The 18497-nt window shown below is 64.1% G+C and carries 15 protein-coding genes; 10 read left to right on the top strand and 5 right to left on the bottom strand.

Annotated elements, in window-relative coordinates:
* The first annotated feature begins 71 nt into the window (after window positions 1–71).
* The 3 genes from Pan44_RS11480 to Pan44_RS11470 all read left to right on the top strand — a co-directional run bounded on the left by Pan44_RS11480 (window position 72) and on the right by Pan44_RS11470 (window position 2930).
* On the top strand, window positions 72–275 hold the full coding sequence (locus Pan44_RS11480; RefSeq protein WP_145030194.1) for a hypothetical protein: 204 nt from the start codon (window positions 72–74) through the stop codon (window positions 273–275).
* Between the two features lie 135 nt (window positions 276–410).
* On the top strand, window positions 411–1628 hold the full coding sequence (gene odhB, locus Pan44_RS11475; RefSeq protein ID WP_145030193.1) for a 2-oxoglutarate dehydrogenase complex dihydrolipoyllysine-residue succinyltransferase: 1218 nt from the start codon (window positions 411–413) through the stop codon (window positions 1626–1628).
* Between the two features lie 120 nt (window positions 1629–1748).
* Window positions 1749–2930, top strand: coding sequence for a M20/M25/M40 family metallo-hydrolase (locus Pan44_RS11470; RefSeq protein ID WP_145030192.1), 1182 nt, complete (start codon window positions 1749–1751; stop codon window positions 2928–2930).
* A gap of 130 nt (window positions 2931–3060) precedes the next feature.
* Here Pan44_RS11470 and Pan44_RS11465 read toward each other — a convergent pair whose 3' ends face one another.
* Window positions 3061–5571: a PSD1 and planctomycete cytochrome C domain-containing protein gene (locus Pan44_RS11465; protein WP_145030191.1), complete on the bottom strand. Its 2511-nt coding sequence runs from the start codon at window positions 5569–5571 to the stop codon at window positions 3061–3063.
* 429 nt (window positions 5572–6000) lie between these two features.
* Here Pan44_RS11465 and Pan44_RS11460 point away from each other — a divergent pair, with 429 nt between their 5' ends.
* Window positions 6001–7023 (top strand): AAA family ATPase, encoded by a 1023-nt coding sequence (locus Pan44_RS11460; RefSeq protein ID WP_145030190.1) that lies wholly within the window; start codon window positions 6001–6003, stop codon window positions 7021–7023.
* Between the two features lie 98 nt (window positions 7024–7121).
* Here Pan44_RS11460 and Pan44_RS11455 read toward each other — a convergent pair whose 3' ends face one another.
* Together Pan44_RS11455 and Pan44_RS11450 are read right to left on the bottom strand one after the other, a co-directional pair.
* Window positions 7122–8822, bottom strand: coding sequence for an alpha-keto acid decarboxylase family protein (locus Pan44_RS11455; RefSeq protein ID WP_145030189.1), 1701 nt, complete (start codon window positions 8820–8822; stop codon window positions 7122–7124).
* Between the two features lie 188 nt (window positions 8823–9010).
* The gene (locus Pan44_RS11450; RefSeq protein ID WP_145030188.1) at window positions 9011–10126 is read right to left on the bottom strand and encodes a formylglycine-generating enzyme family protein; all 1116 of its coding nucleotides are present in this window, start codon (window positions 10124–10126) and stop codon (window positions 9011–9013) included.
* A gap of 106 nt (window positions 10127–10232) precedes the next feature.
* Between Pan44_RS11450 and Pan44_RS11445 the strand changes: the two genes are divergently transcribed.
* Entirely contained in the window at window positions 10233–11282 is a 1050-nt protein-coding gene (locus Pan44_RS11445; protein ID WP_197454025.1) for an FAD:protein FMN transferase, read from the top strand.
* Window positions 11283–11303: 21 nt separating this feature from the next.
* Here the strand turns inward: Pan44_RS11445 and Pan44_RS11440 are convergent, their stop codons facing one another.
* Both Pan44_RS11440 and Pan44_RS11435 read right to left on the bottom strand, forming a co-directional pair.
* Window positions 11304–12629, bottom strand: a complete 1326-nt coding sequence (locus Pan44_RS11440) for a 3-deoxy-D-manno-octulosonic acid transferase (protein ID WP_145030186.1) — start codon at window positions 12627–12629, stop codon at window positions 11304–11306.
* A gap of 273 nt (window positions 12630–12902) precedes the next feature.
* On the bottom strand, window positions 12903–13391 hold the full coding sequence (locus Pan44_RS11435; RefSeq protein ID WP_197454024.1) for a glycine-rich domain-containing protein: 489 nt from the start codon (window positions 13389–13391) through the stop codon (window positions 12903–12905).
* A gap of 465 nt (window positions 13392–13856) precedes the next feature.
* On the opposite strand from Pan44_RS11435, the gene Pan44_RS11430 reads away from it, so the two are divergent.
* The 5 genes from Pan44_RS11430 (at window position 13857) to Pan44_RS11410 (ending at window position 18377) form a co-directional block, all read left to right on the top strand.
* A complete protein-coding gene (locus tag Pan44_RS11430) occupies window positions 13857–14468 on the top strand; it encodes an isochorismatase family cysteine hydrolase (RefSeq protein ID WP_145030184.1) in 612 nt (203 codons plus the stop codon).
* 641 nt (window positions 14469–15109) lie between these two features.
* Window positions 15110–15493 carry a DUF4440 domain-containing protein gene (locus tag Pan44_RS11425; RefSeq protein WP_145030183.1) on the top strand — a complete coding sequence of 128 codons (384 nt, stop codon included), beginning with the start codon at window positions 15110–15112 and terminating at the stop codon, window positions 15491–15493.
* A 239-nt stretch (window positions 15494–15732) separates the two neighbouring features.
* Complete coding sequence (locus tag Pan44_RS11420; protein WP_145030182.1) at window positions 15733–16227, top strand: hypothetical protein; 495 nt, start codon at window positions 15733–15735, stop codon at window positions 16225–16227.
* Window positions 16228–16250: 23 nt separating this feature from the next.
* Window positions 16251–16808 (top strand): DUF1697 domain-containing protein, encoded by a 558-nt coding sequence (locus Pan44_RS11415; RefSeq protein WP_197454023.1) that lies wholly within the window; start codon window positions 16251–16253, stop codon window positions 16806–16808.
* 261 nt (window positions 16809–17069) lie between these two features.
* On the top strand, window positions 17070–18377 hold the full coding sequence (locus tag Pan44_RS11410) for a reverse transcriptase family protein (protein WP_145030181.1): 1308 nt from the start codon (window positions 17070–17072) through the stop codon (window positions 18375–18377).
* Window positions 18378–18497 lie beyond the last annotated feature (120 nt).

Here is an 18497-nt window from a genome sequence, read left to right as displayed (position 1 = left end):
GATGATCGCGAGCCCGCCGGGCAGCGCCGCACCAGTCAAAGCTGCCGTTGAGCCATTCGTAGCGCGGGCGATTGCTCGCTGAGAACCCGGCCGATGCCGGGTTTCACTTCAAGCCGCCGGAGCACGCGGAAATCGTTGAGAAATGCACCGGCAGGGCGTTTCTCAATTTTGACGATGCGGCCTATTCGCCCGACATGCGTCGTTTTCTGGCCGAGCGGTTTCCTGAGATCTCCCTGTATGAAATGGCCGGAACCGCCGCCCCGGCCCGGGATTGATTCCCTTTCGTCGACCTGACACACTCACGCTCCTGCGCCCGGCAGGTGCATCCAGTGTTGGCGAAAGACATTCCGTCGCCGCAGCACGCGGCGAAACAGCGGCCGTGAAGCTCGGCCAAAGAGGACTCCGCAGTCATGGTTGAGTTGAAGGTTCCCTCCGTCGGTGAATCGGTGACGGAGGTGTTCATCGGTGAGTGGTACGTTCCCGAAGGACAGTTCGTCGACGTCGATCAGAACGTCGTCGGACTCGAAACCGAAAAGGCGACATTCGACGTCCCCTCGCCATCGGCCTGCATCGTCAAGAAGATCCTGAAGCCTGCCGGACAGTCGGCCGCCGTCGGCGAAACCATCGCCCACCTCGAACCGGCCGCGAAGCCGGCCGCGAGCGATGGCAAGGCCGCTCCCTCGGCGGCTCCTGCAGCCGCCGCCGAACCCGCAGCAAAGGGTGGCGCCCACGTCATGCCCGCCGCACAGCGCGTGATGGCGGAAGCCGGGCTCAAGGCAGGTGACGTGAAGGGGACCGGCCCCGGTGGCCGCGTCCTGAAAGAAGACGCCGAGAAGGCGGCCGCCTCGGTCGCTCCCAAGAGCGCCCAGACACCGGCGAAGACGGCTTCCAAGGCCACAACCCCCACGGTCGCTCCGACTCCCGGCACGCGTGAAGAGCGCAAGGTGCCGATGTCGCCGATCCGGCAGACGATCGCCCGCCGGCTCGTCCAGGCGCAGCACACCGCGGCCCTGCTGACGACCTTCAACGAAATCGACATGTCGGGCATCAAGAAGCTGCGCGAGCAGTATCAGGACGCCTTCACCAAGCGCAACGGCATCAAGCTCGGCTTCATGTCGTTCTTCGTGAAAGCAGTCGTCGACGCCCTGAACGTCTACCCGCAGATCGGCGCCCAGATCGAAGGGACCGACCTCGTCTACCGCAACTACTGCGACATCGGCATCGCGATCGGCGCCGGCAAGGGACTGGTCGTTCCCGTCCTCCGCAACGCCGAACGGATGAGCTTCGCCGAAATCGAGCTCGCCATCGCCGACTTCGCCAAGCGGGCCCAGGACAACAAGCTCGGCCGCGATGAACTCGAAGGCGGAACGTTCACGATCTCGAACGGCGGCGTGTACGGCTCGCTGCTGTCGACCCCGATCGTGAATCCGCCGCAAAGCGGCGTGCTCGGCATGCATGCCACTTTTGATCGCCCGATTGCAGTGAACGGCCAGGTCGTGATCCGCCCGATGATGTACGTCGCCCTCAGCTACGATCACCGCGTGGTCGACGGCCGCGAGGCGGTGTCGTTCCTGAAGCGGATCAAGGACGTGATCGAAGATCCGACGCGGATGATCCTCGAAGCGTAAACATGAGTGGAATCGAAGCCCGCCAGCTGCCGCCGGCGGGCTTTTGTTTTTTCCGGCAGTGGAACCACGGAAAGAACGAAACAGGCGGAAACAGAACCACGGACCAAAAGGATCAAACGGATGGCTCGCGCAAAGACCAGTGAGAACAAGGCAGCAATTGATCTGGTTCTGGAACTGCTCTCCATCTCCGGAAAGTCCGGTGAGGAGAAGGGCGTTGCCGACTTTCTCGTCAAGAAGCTGAAGGGCGCGGGGGTCCCCGACTCGGCGATTTCGTTCGACACGGCCCACAAGGAGAGCCCGATCGGGGGCCAGGTCGGCAATCTGATCGTGAAGCTGCCGGGCACGATCACAGGCAAGCGGCGGCTGCTGATGGCCCACATGGACACAGTCCCGCTGTGTGTCGGCGCGAAGCCGGTGCGTAAAGGGAACAAGATCGTCTCGGCCGATCCGGCGACGGCCCTGGGCGGCGACGACCGCGCCGGCGTGGCGGTCGTACTGCACACGGCGCTCACGCTGCTGGAGCAGAGCATCCCGCATCCGCCGATCACCCTGTTCTTCGCCGTGCAGGAGGAGATCGGCCTCGTCGGCGCCCGGTATGTGAACACGAAGAAGCTCGGCGATCCGAAGATGTGCTTTAACTGGGACGGCGGCAATTCGGGCCTTGTGACGATCGGCGCCACCGGCGCCTTCAATCTTGATATCACCGTGCACGGCCTCGCCAGCCACGCCGGCGCTCATCCTGAAGACGGCATCAGCGCCATCGCCGTCGCCGGGGCGGCCATTGCCGACCTGCAGGCCAACGGCTGGCACGGGCTTGTCGAGAAGGGAAAAAAATCGGGGACAAGCAACATCGGCGTCATCCAGGGAGGCGCGGCCACCAATGTGGTCACCGATCGCGTCGACCTGCAGGCCGAATGCCGCAGCCATGACGCGGCGTTCCGCAAGAAGATTGTGGAGGCGTTCGTGGCGGCGTTCGCGAAGGCGTCGAAGTCACTCAAAAACGCGGCCGGAAAGAACGGAAGCGTCGAGTTCGAGATCCAGCACAAGTACGAGTCGTTCAAGCTCGCAATGTCGGAGCCGACCGTCATCGCCGCGATGGAAGCGATCGAGAAGTGCGGCCTCGAGCCGGCAGCCAAGGTCAGCAACGGCGGGCTGGACGCCAACTGGATGAGTGACCACGGGTTCCTCACGGTCACGCTCGGCTGCGGTCAGGACGGGATTCACACCACTTCGGAATCGCTTGATCTGGAGCACTTCCAGCATGCCTGCCGGATCGCGATGGAACTGGCGACGACGGTGTAGGCGCGGGCTGCCAGGCGCGAAACAGAGCTTCGGGGCGGGTGGGTTCCCAAGCGGAGCTTGGGAACGAGGGCGAACAATGTGCGCCTGTGGACGCGAATCAGTGCGTCGACACCCCAACTCCGACCTCGTCTCAATCCAGGTAGAGGAACTCATTCAGATTGAGCGCGACCAGTGCGAAGGTCTGCATCGCCTGTTGTCGCGTCTGGCCATGCGTCTTCTGCAGGTCCCTGACCAATTGAACCCCGCGCTCCACTTCGGTTTCGGTCGCCGGACGCTGCGTCACACGCTCAAGCATGATCCGCACCTGCGGTGCCGGATCATTCCCGCCCCGGACCCAGGCAAGGGCGAGGTCCGCCAGTTTCCCGGCCTGTTCGTTGGCGAAGGCCCCGTTGATCATGCCGAGGGCCTGGGTCGGCTGCGTGGAGGCGAACCGCACAGGGCAGGTAAAGTCGGTGTCGGCCGCGTCGAACGCAGCGAGGATCGGCACGGTGAGCGAGCGCTTGATGTGGATATAGACGGCGCGGCGGCGCTGGTCTTCGGGGGACGACTTGCCCCAGCCGTATCCGGGACGCGACTGGCCGGCGAGGACTTCGTCTTCGATCGGCACATAGATGCTCGGGCCGTACATGGCCGCTGTGTTGAGCGATCCGGTGACGGCGAGCATCGAGTCGCGGACTTCTTCGGCTTTCAGACGCCGCATGTCGAACCGCCACAGCAGGTCGTTCTGCGGGTCGCTGGCGAGCGGATCAGGCCCCATCGCCGACGGAGCATGGCGGCTCGACTGCCGGTAGGCGCTGGACATGACGATCAGGCGGTGCATCGCCTTCACGCTCCAGCCGCGGGCCATGAACTCGCTGGCCAGCCAGTCGACCAGTTCGGGATGGGTGGGAGCGTCCCCCTGCAGGCCGAAGTTGTTGGTTGACCGGACGAGGCCGCGTCCGAAGTGGCCCTGCCAGATCCGATTGACCATGACCCGGGCTGTGAGCGGGTTTTCTGGCGATGCGATCCACTCGGCGAGCGCCCGCCGGCGGCCGCTGCTTTCCCCGGACGCGGGGACGCGAATGTCGGGGGTGGGCGGGGAGAGGACCTGCGGAAACGCGGGCGTCACCTCATCGCCCGGGGCCTGCGGATTGCCCCGCAGAAGAACGAACGACGTCGGGACCGTCGTTCCATTCTCCTTCACGCAGAGCGCCTGCTCTTCGCTTTTCGGAGGTTGGCGACGGAGGCGGTTGCGTTCCTTCCGCGCGGCGGCGTACTTCCCGAATTCCTCTTCGGTGAAGAGCGTGCCGACGTGCCGCTTCAGGATGTTTTCGCGGACACCTTCGCTCTTGAAGTCGTCCTTCTCGCCGCCGATGAGCTTCTGCCGGGCGGTCTCTTCGAAGGCGGCGACGACGGCGTCGAGTTCCTTGACGCGTTCGCGCCAGGCGTCGACTTCGGCGGCGTGCTTCGACTCGACCTCGGCAGGGGCGATCGAGCGGACGCTGGCTTCAAGGACGGTGTCGTCGGACCTTTTGCCGTAGTGGCGGACGTTCCGAAAGAACGAGACAAAGCTGTAGTAGTCCTTGATGGGAATGGGATCGAGCTTGTGGTCGTGGCAGCGGGCACAGTTCATCGTCAGGCCGAGAAAGGCCTGGGCCGTGGTGGCGGCGATGTCATCGAGGCCGTCGTAGAAGGCGAGTTCCGGGTCGGCCGGCTCGTCATCCCACAGGCCGAGGCGGTAGAAGCCGGTGGCAATAATGCGGTCGGGCGTGACTTGATCCAGTTCATCGCCAGCGAGCTGCTCGCGGATGAACTGGTCGTAGGGCATGTCGTCGTTGAACGCGCGGATCACGTAGTCGCGGTAGCGCCAGACGTAGGGCTTGGGGTTGTCGCGTTCGAAGCTGTTCGTCTCTGCATAGCGGACGACATCGAGCCACTGGCGACCCCACTGCTCGCCATATTGCGGAGAGGCCAGGAGCCGCTCCACGAGGTTCTCGTAGGCCTTCGGCGACGGGTCGTTGACGAAGGCTTCGACTTCTTCCGGCGTCGGAGGTAGGCCGATGAGGTCGTAGGTCAGTCGGCGGATCAGGGCCCGGCGGTCGGCCTCGGGAGAAAGCGTGAATCCCTTCGCCTCGAGCTTCTGGAGCACGAAGGCATCGATCGGATTGGCGACCCGGTCGGCATGAACGACCTGCGGCGTTTCCGGCTGCTTCAGCGACCGGAAGGACCAGTGATTGCGGGTCTCTTCATTGACCTGCGGCGGACCGTGAACGGGGTGTTCGATCTTGAGCTGCTGGCCTGCTGGCCAAGGGGCGCCGGCCTTCACCCAGGCGACAACCGCATCGATGCGGGGTTGCGGCATTTTGCCGGTGGGAGGCATTTCAAAGCCGTCGTAGGTGACGGCGGAAACGAGCAGGCTGTCGCCGGGGGACTGGAGATCGATGGCCGGCCCGCTTGCGCCCCCTTTCAGGAGTTCTTCGCGGCTTGTGATTCGGAGGCCGGCTTTTGCCTCGGGGCCGGCGTGACAACGGACGCAGGTCGATTCGAGGATCGGTTTGACCTGGTGAAAGAGGTCGTCCGCGGCACTCGCGAAAGGCAACGCGCCGGCGATCACTCCGAGGAAGGCGACGACGGATGGGAGCTGTTGAGACACTGAACGCATGGGCCGATGGGTGTAATGACAGCGCAGGCGGGATGAGTGGGAGGAGCCTCGATTCTACCCGCGTTCAGGCAGAGGCAGCAAACTGAGGATCGGGATTGGTTTGCTCGAGGGAGCGTGCCGACGCCGAATGAGAAATGTGAGGAGGAGTTGGAGCAGAGCAAACATACGTTGGTGGATTTGGTGGTTGTGACATCGAGCCTCTATTCCTTCGGGGGTGGTTGCGCGCATGGGACGATGGGGGAATCGAAGGGAAAGAAGTGGCGTGGGGCGCGTGTTGCCAGCCCCTCATCCGCCCTTCGGGCACCTTCTCCCCGCTGGGGGGCGTCTTCGAGTGGGGGAGTTGATTGCGGGGAGAATGCTTGGGGGGCGGGCTTAATGATTGTCATCGACAGGTGACGAGGCGCGTGTCGCCGCTTACGCTCTTCATCTATGACTGACACACCGCCTTCCCTGCCGGATGACCTTGCCGACCTTGCGAACGCCAAGGCGTGCTGCGACCGCATCCGTGCCGAGCTGGGCAAGGTGATTGTCGGGCAGGAAGAGACTGTCCGGGCAGTGCTCGCGGCGGTTCTCGCGGAAGGTCACTCGCTGATTATCGGCGTGCCGGGGCTGGCAAAGACGCTCCTCGTCAAAACGCTGGCCACGGTACTTGGGTGGAGCTTCAAGCGCGTGCAGTTCACGCCCGACATGATGCCGGCCGACGTCATCGGCATGGAGTTGCTGCAGGACGACCCGGCCACGGGGCGACGGTCGATGCACTTCACGCATGGGCCGATCTTCGCGCAGATGGTGCTGGCGGACGAAATCAACCGGACGCCGCCGAAGACGCAGGCCGCGCTGCTGGAAGCGATGCAGGAGTACCAGGTGACGAGCCTGGGCAAGTCGCACCCGTTGCCGCGCCCCTTCCTCGTATTCGCGACGCAGAATCCAATCGAGCAGGAAGGGACCTACCCGCTGCCGGAAGCGCAGCTCGACCGATTCCTGTTCAGCCTGTGGATGGACTATCCGCAGGAAGAGGAAGAGGTCGACATCGTGATGTTCTCGACGGACGCCCGGCCACACGAGGCGCGGCCGGTCTGCACGCCGGAGGAATTCGCGAAGCACCATGCGCTGGTGCGGAAGATTCCGGTCTCGAGACACGTCGCCCGGTACGCGGTGGCGCTGGCCCGGAACACGCGTCCGAAGACGGAGGGCGTCCCCAAGTTCATCGACGACTACGTGTCATGGGGGGCGGGGCCGAGGGCCAGCCAGCATATGATCCTCGGGGCGAAGGCGCTGGCGGTCCTGGACGGGGCACACGCGGTTACGGCGGAGCATGTCCGGGAAGCGGCGCTGCTGGTGCTCCGGCATCGCATCCTTCCGAATTACGCCGCGGCCGGGAAAGGCATCGACTCGCGGGCATTGGTCCGGAAACTGATCGAGACGATCGCGGAACCGGACAGCGTCAATTAGCAGCCTGCGTCCTCTAGCAGGCCGTCGATTCGGCCGACGTTTGTCCCGCTTGGAGACCCGTTCACAGATGGGGCTCGGCGGACTCTTCCGCACGACGCTCAGAGCGTCTTCGACATCCGTTCGGCCAGCCGTCGTAGCGCGGGGCTCACATCGGTCGATGTCAGGTGGACGTTCAGGATGCTGAATGAATCGCGATGCGCGAGGGCCGCCTGCATCGCCTGCTTCAGTTCCCCCACGGACTTGACTTCGAAGCCCCACCCCTTGCCGAGAAGATCCGGCAGGCGGTGGTAGTTCCAGTTCAGGATGTCGTTGAACGGACCTTCCTGCAGGAACCGCTCTGTCGTGTATCCCTTGTTGTTGAGGACGACGACGATCGGGTTGTAACCGTGTCTCACCGCCGTCGAGAGTTCCAGGCAGGTCATCTGGAACGCGCCGTCTCCGACGAGAACCAGCGGGCGGAGTTCGCTGTCGGCCGTCTGCACGCCGACTGCCGCGGGAATCGCGAAGCCCATGGAGGTGTAGTAGGCCGGGCTGATGAACTCGGTCTGCTTCCTGATCGTCAGGTCGGAGGCGGCGAACAGAGAATCGCCGACGTCGGCGATGACCACCATCTTGTCGGACAGGATCGACTCGATGTGCTGGTAGAGCGAGGCGATCGTGACGGGCGAATCGTCAGGTTGCGGTTCTCCGAACCGCTGCTCGCGGACCGGCAGTTCGACGGCCGGCCGTGCGCTCAGCTTGTCTCCATGAAGCCCGGTCACGAAGTCTTTCAGCAGCACGTCGCGAAAATAGTGGTGTCCGACGCGCAGCTGCTCGCTCGTGGCGTAGATGCATTTGGACGGGTCGAGATGCGCGGTGAAGATCCCGAGATTGATGTCGGTCATGAACGCGCCGAGCAGGATCACGCAGTCGCTGGTTTCGACGTATTGCCGGACCGATTCGCGCCCCATTGCTCCTTCGTAGACGCCCAGGTAGAGCGGATGCGATTCGGCAATCACCGATTTCCCCAGCAGCGTGGCCGAGATCGGAATGTTCAGCCCTTCCGCCAGTTTGAGCACATCCTTCTGCAGGCCGAATCGGTGAATCTCGACCCCCGCGATGAGCACCGGCTGCTTCGCGGAGTTGATCTTCTCGATCGCCTCGGACACGGAGGCCTGCAACGATTCGGCATCGCTCTGGAGTTCGATGCTGGCAGGCCAGTGCGGATAGAGGGCCCGTGAGCGGACGCGGTCCCGCGGCAGTTCGAGGTAGACCGGCCGCTTGTACCGCACCGCGGCCTCGAGGCAGCGGTCGATCTCGCGGAATGCGGTCAGTGGATCGTCGAGCGAGGCGGCGGCGATCGTAATCTTCTCGAACACCTGCAACTGGGTGTTGAAGTCGCGCACCTTGTGATGGAGGAGCGGATCGTTTCGTCGTTCCGCGATCCCCGGCGCGCCACTGATGACGACCACCGGCGACTTTTCGGCGAACGCTCCCGCGATCGAGTTGCAGGTGCTGAGCCCGCCGACGCAATAGGTGACGCAGCACGCGCCGAGCCCGTGCACGCGGGCGTAGGCATCGGCCGCGTATCCCGCGCAGTCTTCGCGCGTCGCCCCGATGACCCGCAGCGGGCTTTCTTCGAGCATGCCGTAGAAGTTGAGGACGAAATCGCCGGGGATGCCGAAGACGTCGCGGACGCCATAGTCCCACAGGCGGTTGATCAGATATCCGCCGATGGTCTGCAGGTCTCCGCCAGGGGAGGCCTGCCCATTTCCCGCAGGCAGACGACTGGCGGCCGGCGCTGATTTCGACTTCGACATGGAACCTCTCCGAGTGTCCAGGTGCGAGGCAACGTTATCGCAATTCTACGCGGCTGTCGTGGTCGAGTTGGGACGGGGATTGCCTCGAAAAAGCGACTGTCGGAACGCGAGGCTCGTGAAATCAACAAAAAAACGCACAAGCCGTGAGGGCTTGTGCGTCGTGCTTACCGGACCTGTCGTTCAGGCGATCAGTTCTTGCCTTCCCGCTTGATGCGGTCTTCGAGGGCTTTGGGCGTATCGGGGTAGATCACGTACTTCTTGATCTCTTCGGGCGTGTTCGGCTTAAACGGGCGGACCACGCGGAAGCCGAGGTGCGTGGCATCCGTCAGATACCAGCGGCTCTGGGGGAGCTGGGGGTCCTGGCTTTTCAGATCGGGATCGGAACCGAACCGGGCCGCGCTGCGAAGCTGGGGGGGCTCATCGATCCAGGAGCCGCCGCGGAACACGCGGGGATACTCCTCTTCATTCGGGATGCAGAGCGGGAAGATCGCGACCTTGTCGCCCGCGAACTTCGAGTAGAAGTCGGCTTCGTAACGGTCGAGCGTCCACTCGGCCACGTTGCCGTGCATGTCATGCAGTCCCCAAGGGTTCGGTTTTTTCGTGCCGACCTTGTGGTAGTTGTCGTCGGCATTGCCGTAGTGCCAGGCGTAGTCATCGAGCTGGGCGGGGTCGTCGCCGAAGGAGTAGGTGGTGGTCGTCCCGGCGCGGCAGGCGTATTCCCACTCGGCCTCGGTCGGCAGGCGGTAGTACTGGCCCGTCCGCTCGGTCAGCCAGGCGCAGTAGCTCTTGGCGTTCAGCTGCGTGAGACCGGTGGCCGGGAAGCCGTCATGGCCCATGCCGAAGGTCATGTCGGTGTATTCCTTGGTGGGACGGGTCGTGGCGTCAGCCTTGAGGTCGACTTCGTCGGCGGTGCGGTTGGCGAGCTGCCGGCGCTGCTGGTCGAGGCGCAGCCGCCAGGTGTCATATTCGTCCCAGGTGATCTCGCACTTCGCCATCCAGAACGGCTCGATCCGCACCTTGTGCTGCGGACCTTCGTCTTCGTTGCGATCCTTTTCGCTTTCCGGGCTTCCCATGACGAACTCGCCGCCGGGGATCGGCAGCATCTCGAACACGACTTCGGTGTCGCGAATCGCCTGCTTGTAGGGCTTCATCGCCGCCGGCGTGGCGGCGACACTGTCTGGATCGCGCAGGTAGGAGTCGGTTTTCGCCTCCTGGGCGCTCGCCTGGACGGCAAAGCCGGCTGCCAGAACACACGCGGCGAGACCTGCTTGCCGAACGCGAAGAAACTCGAATACTGAAGTCATGTTCGATACCAGGTCAGAGAGACGAGAGGCGGTTCGTGAAAAGAGGGGACGGATCGGTCGATTCGGTCTGGCGATCCTGGGACGAACTCGCTGCTCAGGGTGGGATGTGGCGCTTGCGTGCGCTCTGGCGGTCGGGGCTTCGGGATTTGCCCTGCCGGGACCGGAATGCCGCGTGTTCGCTCAGGAGTCGAAGTCCGCGCCGCAGCCGGCGGAGACCCGCTTCGAGTTCGAACAGGTTCGGTTCGCCGCCCCGGTCCGACTGCTAGTTTACGCGCCGTCCGAGGCGCTCGCAAACAACGTTTCCCGCGACGTTTTCGCCCGGCTCAAGCAACTTGACCGGATCATGAGCGACTACGATCCCGAGAGCGAGCTTTCGAGGCTGTGCGCTCAGGCGGGGTCGGGTCGGCCGGTTTCCGTCAGCCGTGAGCTGTTTGACGTTCTTGCGGAATCGCAGCGGCTCGCGGGGGCGACCGGCGGGGCGTTCGACATCACCGTCGCCCCGGTCGTGAAGCTCTGGCGTCAGGCGCGTCGGCGGAAGCAGCTGCCGACGGAGGCCCAGCTGAAGGAAGCGATGTCGCTCGTCGGCGCGAAGTCGCTCAGGCTGAACGAAGCCGACCGGACGGCCGAACTCCTGAAACCCGGCATGCTGCTCGATCTTGGAGGCATCGCCCAGGGCTACGCGGCTGATGAGGCCATGCGCATTCTGAAAGAGGCGGGCCTCCCCCGGTCGCTCGTCGACGTGAGCGGCGACATCCGCGTGGGGGATGCTCCTCCCGGGCGTGACGGCTGGCGGGTTGAAGTCGAAGCCCTGAAATCAAAAACGCCGCTGGCTTCCCCCGCCGAGCCACACTTCGTCACGCTCACCAACGCCGCGATCTCAACTGCGGGCGACGCCTACCAGTCGACCGAGATCGACGGTGTCCGCTACTCCCACATCATCGACGCCCGGACAGGCCGCCCGATGACCGAATCGTGCAGTGTGACGGTGATCGCGCACGACGCGTTGACGGCGGATGGCCTCGACACGGCCCTGTGCGTTCTCGATGACGCAGGCGGCCGGAAGCTTGTGAAGTCCGTCCCAGGGGTTCGCGTGTACGTGGCGCGGATGAAAGAGGGACGGGTCGAAGCCAGCGAGTTCGCCAGCGACTCGAAGTGATCTCCAGAACCAGGCCGAGTCTCAGCCGGCCCGTCGCATTGAAACGCCCGGATCTGCAGGCAGAAGTTCCCCGAGCAGCGACGTCACACGGGAGGTGGCGCCGTGTTGCGACAGCACGAACTGGCGGGCACGCTCCCCCATCGCTCGGCGGGCCGGTTCGTCCCGCAGAAGTTCGCGGACGCAGGCCGTCAATTCCTCGCCGGAGTGTACGACGCGGGCGGCGTTCCGCGCGAGCAGCATCTCCACGGCGTGGCGGAAGTTGAACGTGTTCGGCCCGAACAGCACGGCCGCGCCATAAGCAGCCGGCTCGAGCATGTTCTGCCCGCCGCGGCGGGACAGGCTCCCCCCGACGAAGGCGATGTCGGCCAGCCCCCAGCAGGCGGAGAGCTCGCCCAGTGTGTCGAGGAGCAGGACCGGGCGGTCCGTTTGCGAACCGTTGGTCGATGTCGCCCCGGTGGATCGCCGCCGAAGTCCGAGGCCGCTCCGTTCGATCAGCCCGGCCGTTTCCTCGAATCGTTCCTTGTGCCGCGGAACGACGACGAGCCTCAAGTCCGGAAACTCGTTCCGCAGCGCACGGTATGACTCGATGGCAAGTTGTTCTTCCGGGGCCTGCGTGCTGCCCGCGATGAAGACCCGCTCTCCCGCCCGGATTCCGAACGACTGCCGGAGCGTCTCTGTCCGTGGATTGCTCCGGTCATGCTCCAGGCCGTCGTACTTCACGGACCCGGTGACTACGACCCGGTCGGCCGGAGCGCCGAGTGCCTGGAGCCGTTCGCCATATTCCTCCGTCTGAACCGTGAGCAGCGTGAACCTGCCCAGCCAGCCGGCCACGAGCCTGCGGATCCGCGAATAACCGCGAAAGCTGCGTTCACTGATCCGACCGTTCAGCAGGACGAGCGGGACGCCGCGCTCGTGAACGGCGGAAATGAAGTTGGGCCACAACTCCAGTTCCACGAGGGCGACGACGTCGGGCCTGAGGCGGCGGAGCGCACGGCGGACGGCCCAGGTGAAGTCGAACGGATAGTAGACGGTGCGGGCGAAAGGATACTTCTCCCGGGCCACCGCCTGGCCGGTTTGCGTGGTCGTCGAAAGGACGATGTCGAGCGAGCCGTGCTCGGCACGCAGCCGGTCGAGAACCGGTTTGAGAAGCAGAACTTCGCCCACGCTCACGGCGTGCAGCCACACGCAGGGGCGGGCGCCGGGACGGGCAGGGACATCCCCAAGGAACTTCTGCCGGAAGCCTTCGCGGTCTTTTCCATGTCGCAGCCGGCGATACGCGATCCAGGGGGACGCCGCGATGAGCAGCGCTCCGTAAAGCGTATTCAGGATCCATCCGGCCGCCGACATGACGCGAAACGCCCCTCCCTGGGACAGGTGACGCGGAAGGGTACGCCAGACGCCGCCCGCCAACCAAGACGACTTTCGCCTCCGCTGCGTGACGTTCTGGTCGGGTGAGCCCCCCTCAAAACAAAACGAATCCGGATCGCTCGATGGCCATCCGGATTCGCGACCTCAACAGGATGTCACAACCATACGGTTGCGCCAGCCTTCGACTTCAATTTCCACAGGTTGCGGGCATGTTCAGGGTGCGAGACGCCCCGTGAACCGCGTTCGACGACCTCAGAATTCAATGCGTCGGCAGCGGCGTCCACAGCGCCCGCTGCAGCGCAGGTATGCGTTGAACGTGTAAGACTCCGGCACTTCGCCGAAGGCTTCTTCGAACATCTTCAGCGTTTCGTCGCGTCCCTTCATGTGCTCTTCCTGCACTTCGTCCGATTCGCCGAAGGTGGGGAAGTGATGCTGGAAGCGGCCGAAAATCGTTTCGCAGTCGGCCTGATAGCGGGCCGTGTTAAGGACGTGCGTGTGCCACACTTCGTCGATGTCTTCCGACGGCACGAGCACGGCTTCCGGCGACCACAGCATGAGGGCCAGGAACTGTTTGTATTCTTTCAGAGCGCGGGCGACGCGTTCTTCGTCCCAGAGCCGCTCGCCGTTGCGGCGTTTGGCTTCGAAGGCGTCGTCGTCGAGCAGCTTGCGTCCGAGGTAATCGAAGTCGAGTCGAGCAATCGATTCGGGCAGCGTTTTCGTGGCAGTGCCAAGAAGTGTCATCGTCTCCACTCCTAATGATTCAGGCTGGGGTGTTGAGGGACCCACGTGAGCAGCGTGCCGCATGCGATTTGCAAAACGCATGCCTCCATACTGCCATCGGGTGCGCGGAAATATCAAGAAGTTGCCAGCCTGGGACGCCGATTTTTCATGTTCTCCTCCACTTTGCGCGCCGCAGGGTCGTGCATTTCCGCCGCGATTCGCTTGGTCGATTGGGAAATCTCGTGGTTCTGGCTGGAGTTTGCGTGCCCCGTCGCAGCGGGAGGGCTGTTCGCACAGGCATCACCTCGCGGGCTCACCGCGCAATCTGGCGCCACCGGGGCTCCGGGACAGGGAGGCTGACTCTCCAGTGCCGAATTCGGAAGGCGCTGGATTCCCCCCCCCTTGAATGCAGGGCCACGGGGAGTAGGTTCGCAGGACCTGAGTCGTCGCCCTTCACCCGCGCACCGCCAGAGTCCGACTCCCGCCATGACCAGCGAGCCCACTGCCATCCTGGATCCGGATGACGTCAGGTGTCCCGTCGCACTGCTGCTGATCGACGTCATCAACTCGCTCGATTTTCCGAATGCCGAGGCGCTCCTCAAGCATGCAATGCCGATGGCCGAACGCATCCAGGCGCTAAAAGCCCAGGCGAAGCGTCACGGCGTTCCCGTCATCTACGTGAACGACAACTTCGGCCGCTGGCGCTCCGACTTCCGGTCCCTGATTGACGACTGTCTCCGGCCTGAGACGCTTGGCCGACCGATCGCCGAACGTCTCCGGCCGGATGAGGACGACTATTTTGTCCTCAAGCCCATGCACTCGGGCTTCTACCTGACTCCGCTGGAGATCCTGCTGGCGCGACTCGAGGCGAAAACGCTGATCCTGACCGGGATGGCGACGAATATCTGCGTGTTCTTCACGGCCAACGACGCCCACATGCGCGGCTACCAGATCGTGGCTCCCAGCGACTGCAGCGCGGCTGAATCGGCCGACGACCACCAGCACACGCTCGCGCAACTGCACAAAGTCATGCAGGCCGACATCTCCCCCTCCACCGGGATCGACTTTCCCAGACTGCTTGCGGGCGGCAAGAGTTAGCGAGAGACGTCTTTCCCCCGTTTGCCGTCTGTTCGTCCAGGGTGAGTCACCTTTTCACAACAGGTCGTCGGTCGTCACCGCAGATCATGTTGCGGCAACGACGAACTGGCCCATCTTGAAAAAAGTGACCAGCCTTGCGCGCAACTCTCAGGCACGGGCAGGGATCGGGAACAGTGCGGAGGTGTTTGACGTCGAGGGGAGCAAGGAGGGCGCGTTGTGTGGGTGGTCCTGTACTCCTCGCCCTCTTTTCCTGCGGAAGTTCAGTGGAAGGATCGGGAGAGCGTGGGTGGTGCGGACAGGGAGCCGGCCGGGCCGGGGTGTGTGACGACGGGTTGGTGGTGGTTGTGTTCATGCGGTCCTCCACCATGACGGGGGCGGTTGCGCGGGTGGGGGCCCGGTACTCGGTACTCGGAAGTGCTTGGGCAGGTGGGGATTGAGGCGGGGCGAGTCACTTTTTCACGGTCGGTCGACTTTCGTTACCGCAAGTCATTTTGCGGCAACGGCGCAACCCAACGATGAATTGGCCCATCTTGAAGAAGTGACCAGCCCTGTCTGTTCGTCCCGTCCGCTTGCCAACGTTCAGGCCTCGAAACAGACTACGCCCTTCCATCTGTTCCTTCCCCGAAACAACGCAATCTCCGATGACCTCCGACGAACAAGCCGTCCTCGACGTTTCCGCCAAACTCCTCAAGACGATCGACGCCGGCGACTGGAAGGCTTACGCCGCACTGTGCGACGAATCGCTAACCTGTTTCGAGCCGGAAGCGCGGGGCAATCTCGTGGCGGGCATGCCGTTCCACAAGTTCTATTTCGATCTTCCCTCCAGCGGCACGCCCCGGCAGTCGTCCATTTCCTCGCCACACGTGCGGGTGATGGGCGAGACGGCCATCGTGTGCTACATCCGGCTGGTCCAGAAACTTGATGCCAACAAGGACCCGATCACCGTTGCCGTCGAAGAGACTCGCGTCTGGCAGAAGCAGGGCAAGGACTGGAAGCATGTGCACTTCCACCGCAACCCCTGCTGATTCCCACTCGGGGGATCGTCCCATCGCGAAGTCGCCGGCTGTGCCGGCGCCATTGAGCCCTGCCACCAAAGCCCGGCCGCAACAACGGCCGGGCTTTCGGCATTCATCCCCTGAAGCCCTCCGCCGCGACGGCCAATCTCCGGCCTCCCTGCCTGAATTCCGGTAAGGCCCTCCCCTCCCCCGCTGTAGATCAGGTGTCGATTGCTCAGCGCTCTTTGATCTTCCAGTGGGAGTCCGAGATGTCTACCAGCCTGTTCGTCCTCGTTCTGGTCCATGTCGCCATCAGCCTGGTTGGCATCGCAACGGGCTTCGTCTGGATGGCCGGCCTTCTCCACCGTCGCGACTCCCGCGCCTGGACGAACGCCTTTCTCGTGGCCACGATCCTGACCAGCGCGACCGGGTTCCTGTTCCCGATCGTGAAGATCACCCCCGGGATCGTGTTCGGCGTGGTGTCGCTGCTGGTGCTGGCCGTGGCCGTGCACGCCCGCTCCGTCCGGCATCTGGAAGGCCGCTGGCACACGGCGTTTATCGTGACGGGACTGCTGGCCCAGTACCTCAACGTCTTCGTGCTGGTCGTGCAGTCGTTCCAGAAGATTCCCGTGCTGCATGCCCTCGCCCCGACGCAGTCCGAACTCCCCTTCGCGGTCACTCAGCTCGCGGTGCTGGTCGGGTTCCTCGTCGCCGGCGTGCTGAGCGTGAAACGCAGCCATCCCGTCGTACTCGTGACTGCCTGAACCCGAAAGAAGACGGCCCCATCGTGCCAGGACAGAAACCGGAACTCGCGATCGCTCTGCTCCGAGGCATCAACGTCGGGGGCAGATCGATCGTTCCGATGCGCGAACTCGTCGCGGCCCTGGAATCGCTCGGCTGTGAAAGAGTCCGCACGTACATCCAGAGTGGCAATGCGGTCTTCCAGTTCCCCGGATCGCTGACGTCCAGGTCCGTCGCAGCGATCGCAAAGGCCATTTCCAGAACCTGTGGCGTTGAGCCTGGCGTCCAGCTGTTCAAGCGCAGCGAGTTCCGTTCGATCGTCGAGGCCAACCCCTTTCCGGAGGCCGAGGACGATCCCTCGCGCCTGCACGTGTTCTTCCTCGCCGCGAAGCCCACGGCCCCCAAGCTCGATGCCCTCGAAAAGCTGAAGGCCTCTTCCGAGCGCTTCCAGCTGACTTCGCGGGCCTTCTACCTGCACGCGCCCGACGGCATTGGCCGCTCGAAGCTCGCCGCCGCCGTTGAGCGACTTCTCGGCGTCGCTGTCACCGCCCGCAACTGGCGCACGGTCCAGCAGCTCTGTCGCATGGCTGATGAATCGCCCTGATCGCCGGCGTTGCGACGACCTTGCAACCGGGGCCGACTGTCCGGCACACTCGCAGTCGAGCGGGAACGCTCTGGACTGGTGATCCGTCATGTTGCGACGAGTCACTTCTCCGGGGCATCCCCGGATGACACATGGTTTCCCTGTTCCATTTCGGGCGTGAGCGTGACTGCACTGACATGCAGGTCTGCTCACGCGGCCGTCGACCTGGCAGGGCGTTCTCCGCTCGATTTGAACTCGACGCGTCGTGAAGGGCTGGTTTGAGTGAACGGCGAGATCCTGCGTGCTGCCCGAATCGCCGAGGCACTTCTCGCGGGGCCCTGGGATCTAAAGTCGCTGACCGGTCGCCTGAAGACGACCTTCCACGCCGTCGCACGGAGTCGCTGGCCGAGGCAGACGGCCGTGGAACTCGTGGCCGAGTTTCCCGCGCCGCCGCGCGCCATCCGACTCGCGTTCTGGATCACCAGAAACCGCCACCTGGCCCCGAGGCAGAAGGACGTTCCACTCGCGGACCTTCCTCGCCCACGAATGCGGCCGCATCCCGCGGCCGCCAGTCTTCTCGTTCCCGCACTCTGCACACCCGGAGACATCGCGGCCTGGCTGCGCCTCGATCCCGGGCAGGTCGACGGCCTCGCCGGTGCTGGAGTTCCAGAACGGCGCCGCCACGCCCGCGCCCGTAACTATGCCTACCGATGGTTGAAGAAGTCGGATGGCCGCGTCCGGTTGATTGAAAGCCCCAAGTGGAGGCTCATGGCCGTTCAGCGGCAGATACTTTCCGACCTCCTGGACCACGTCCCGCCGCACCCGGCCGCCCACGCATTCGTTCGTGGGCGTTCACTCCAGACGTTTCTCTCACCGCATGTCCGACGCAACTGGGTCCTGCGTCTCGATCTCGCGGACTTCTTCGCCACCATCGCGGCGAACCGGGTCGTCGAGGTGTTCCGGTTCCTCGGCTATCCCGAGGCCTCCGCCCAGTGGCTGACCCGACTGTGCGTGAACGCTGCGCCGTCCGACGTTCTGTGCGACGGCATCGGGCACGCTGCCGATGCTCATGTGCAGCGGTTGCGCTCGCGATTGAGTGGACTTCATCTACCGCAGGGAGCGCCGACGTCGCCTGCGCTCGCCAATCTCTGCCTGTTTCGCTTCGACCAGAGGCTGGCGCGTCTCGCGGAGTCGCGCGGCCTGCAGTACACACGCTACTGTGACGACCTCGTCTTCTCCGGGGACCGGGAGACGCGCAGCGATGTCGTCGACCTGCGTCGAACGCTGTTCATGATTCTCGCCGACGAACGGCTCTCGGTCCGGCACGCGAAGACGCGAATTATGCCAGCCGGCCGGCGACAGAATGTCTGCGGCCTGAACCTGAATCACGGCCTGAATACACCAAGGGCCGCATTTGACCAGCTGCGGGCGATCCTGCACCGCTGTGGAACCAAAGGACTCACGGCCGAGGAACAACAGGACTCGTCCCGCTTCCGGCAACACCTTCAAGGTCGGATTGCCTGGGTCTCTTCCATCAACCCTCACCGGCAGGCGAAGTTGGTGAAGCTGTTCGAGGCGATCGCCTGGTGACTTTCCTCAGTGGCAGTCTCGGCAATTCGTCGCGATCCGTCACACTGTCTCTTCCGGGAGGCGGCCCGCCTGGACTTCGTGTGCAAGCTCTGAATACCGCAGGCATCCTGTCAGGAACAG

Origin of the sequence: Caulifigura coniformis, assembly GCF_007745175.1 — a bacterium.
GTDB lineage: Bacteria > Planctomycetota > Planctomycetia > Planctomycetales > Planctomycetaceae > Caulifigura > Caulifigura coniformis.
This window is presented reverse-complemented; position numbering and strand designations above follow the sequence as displayed.

Excerpts from the sequence above, each read along its gene's own strand:
- odhB (WP_145030193.1), top strand. The coding sequence starts at position 411 with ATGGTTGAGTTGAAGGTTCCCTCCGTCGGTGAATCGGTGACGGAGGTG.
- Pan44_RS11470 (WP_145030192.1), top strand. The coding sequence starts at position 1,749 with ATGGCTCGCGCAAAGACCAGTGAGAACAAGGCAGCAATTGATCTGGTT.
- Pan44_RS11465 (WP_145030191.1), bottom strand. The coding sequence starts at position 5,571 with ATGCGTTCAGTGTCTCAACAGCTCCCATCCGTCGTCGCCTTCCTCGGA.
- Pan44_RS11460 (WP_145030190.1), top strand. The coding sequence starts at position 6,001 with ATGACTGACACACCGCCTTCCCTGCCGGATGACCTTGCCGACCTTGCG.
- Pan44_RS11455 (WP_145030189.1), bottom strand. The coding sequence starts at position 8,822 with ATGTCGAAGTCGAAATCAGCGCCGGCCGCCAGTCGTCTGCCTGCGGGA.
- Pan44_RS11450 (WP_145030188.1), bottom strand. The coding sequence starts at position 10,126 with ATGACTTCAGTATTCGAGTTTCTTCGCGTTCGGCAAGCAGGTCTCGCC.
- Pan44_RS11440 (WP_145030186.1), bottom strand. The coding sequence starts at position 12,629 with ATGTCGGCGGCCGGATGGATCCTGAATACGCTTTACGGAGCGCTGCTC.
- Pan44_RS11435 (WP_197454024.1), bottom strand. The coding sequence starts at position 13,391 with ATGACACTTCTTGGCACTGCCACGAAAACGCTGCCCGAATCGATTGCT.
- Pan44_RS11430 (WP_145030184.1), top strand. The coding sequence starts at position 13,857 with ATGACCAGCGAGCCCACTGCCATCCTGGATCCGGATGACGTCAGGTGT.
- Pan44_RS11425 (WP_145030183.1), top strand. The coding sequence starts at position 15,110 with ATGACCTCCGACGAACAAGCCGTCCTCGACGTTTCCGCCAAACTCCTC.
- Pan44_RS11420 (WP_145030182.1), top strand. The coding sequence starts at position 15,733 with ATGTCTACCAGCCTGTTCGTCCTCGTTCTGGTCCATGTCGCCATCAGC.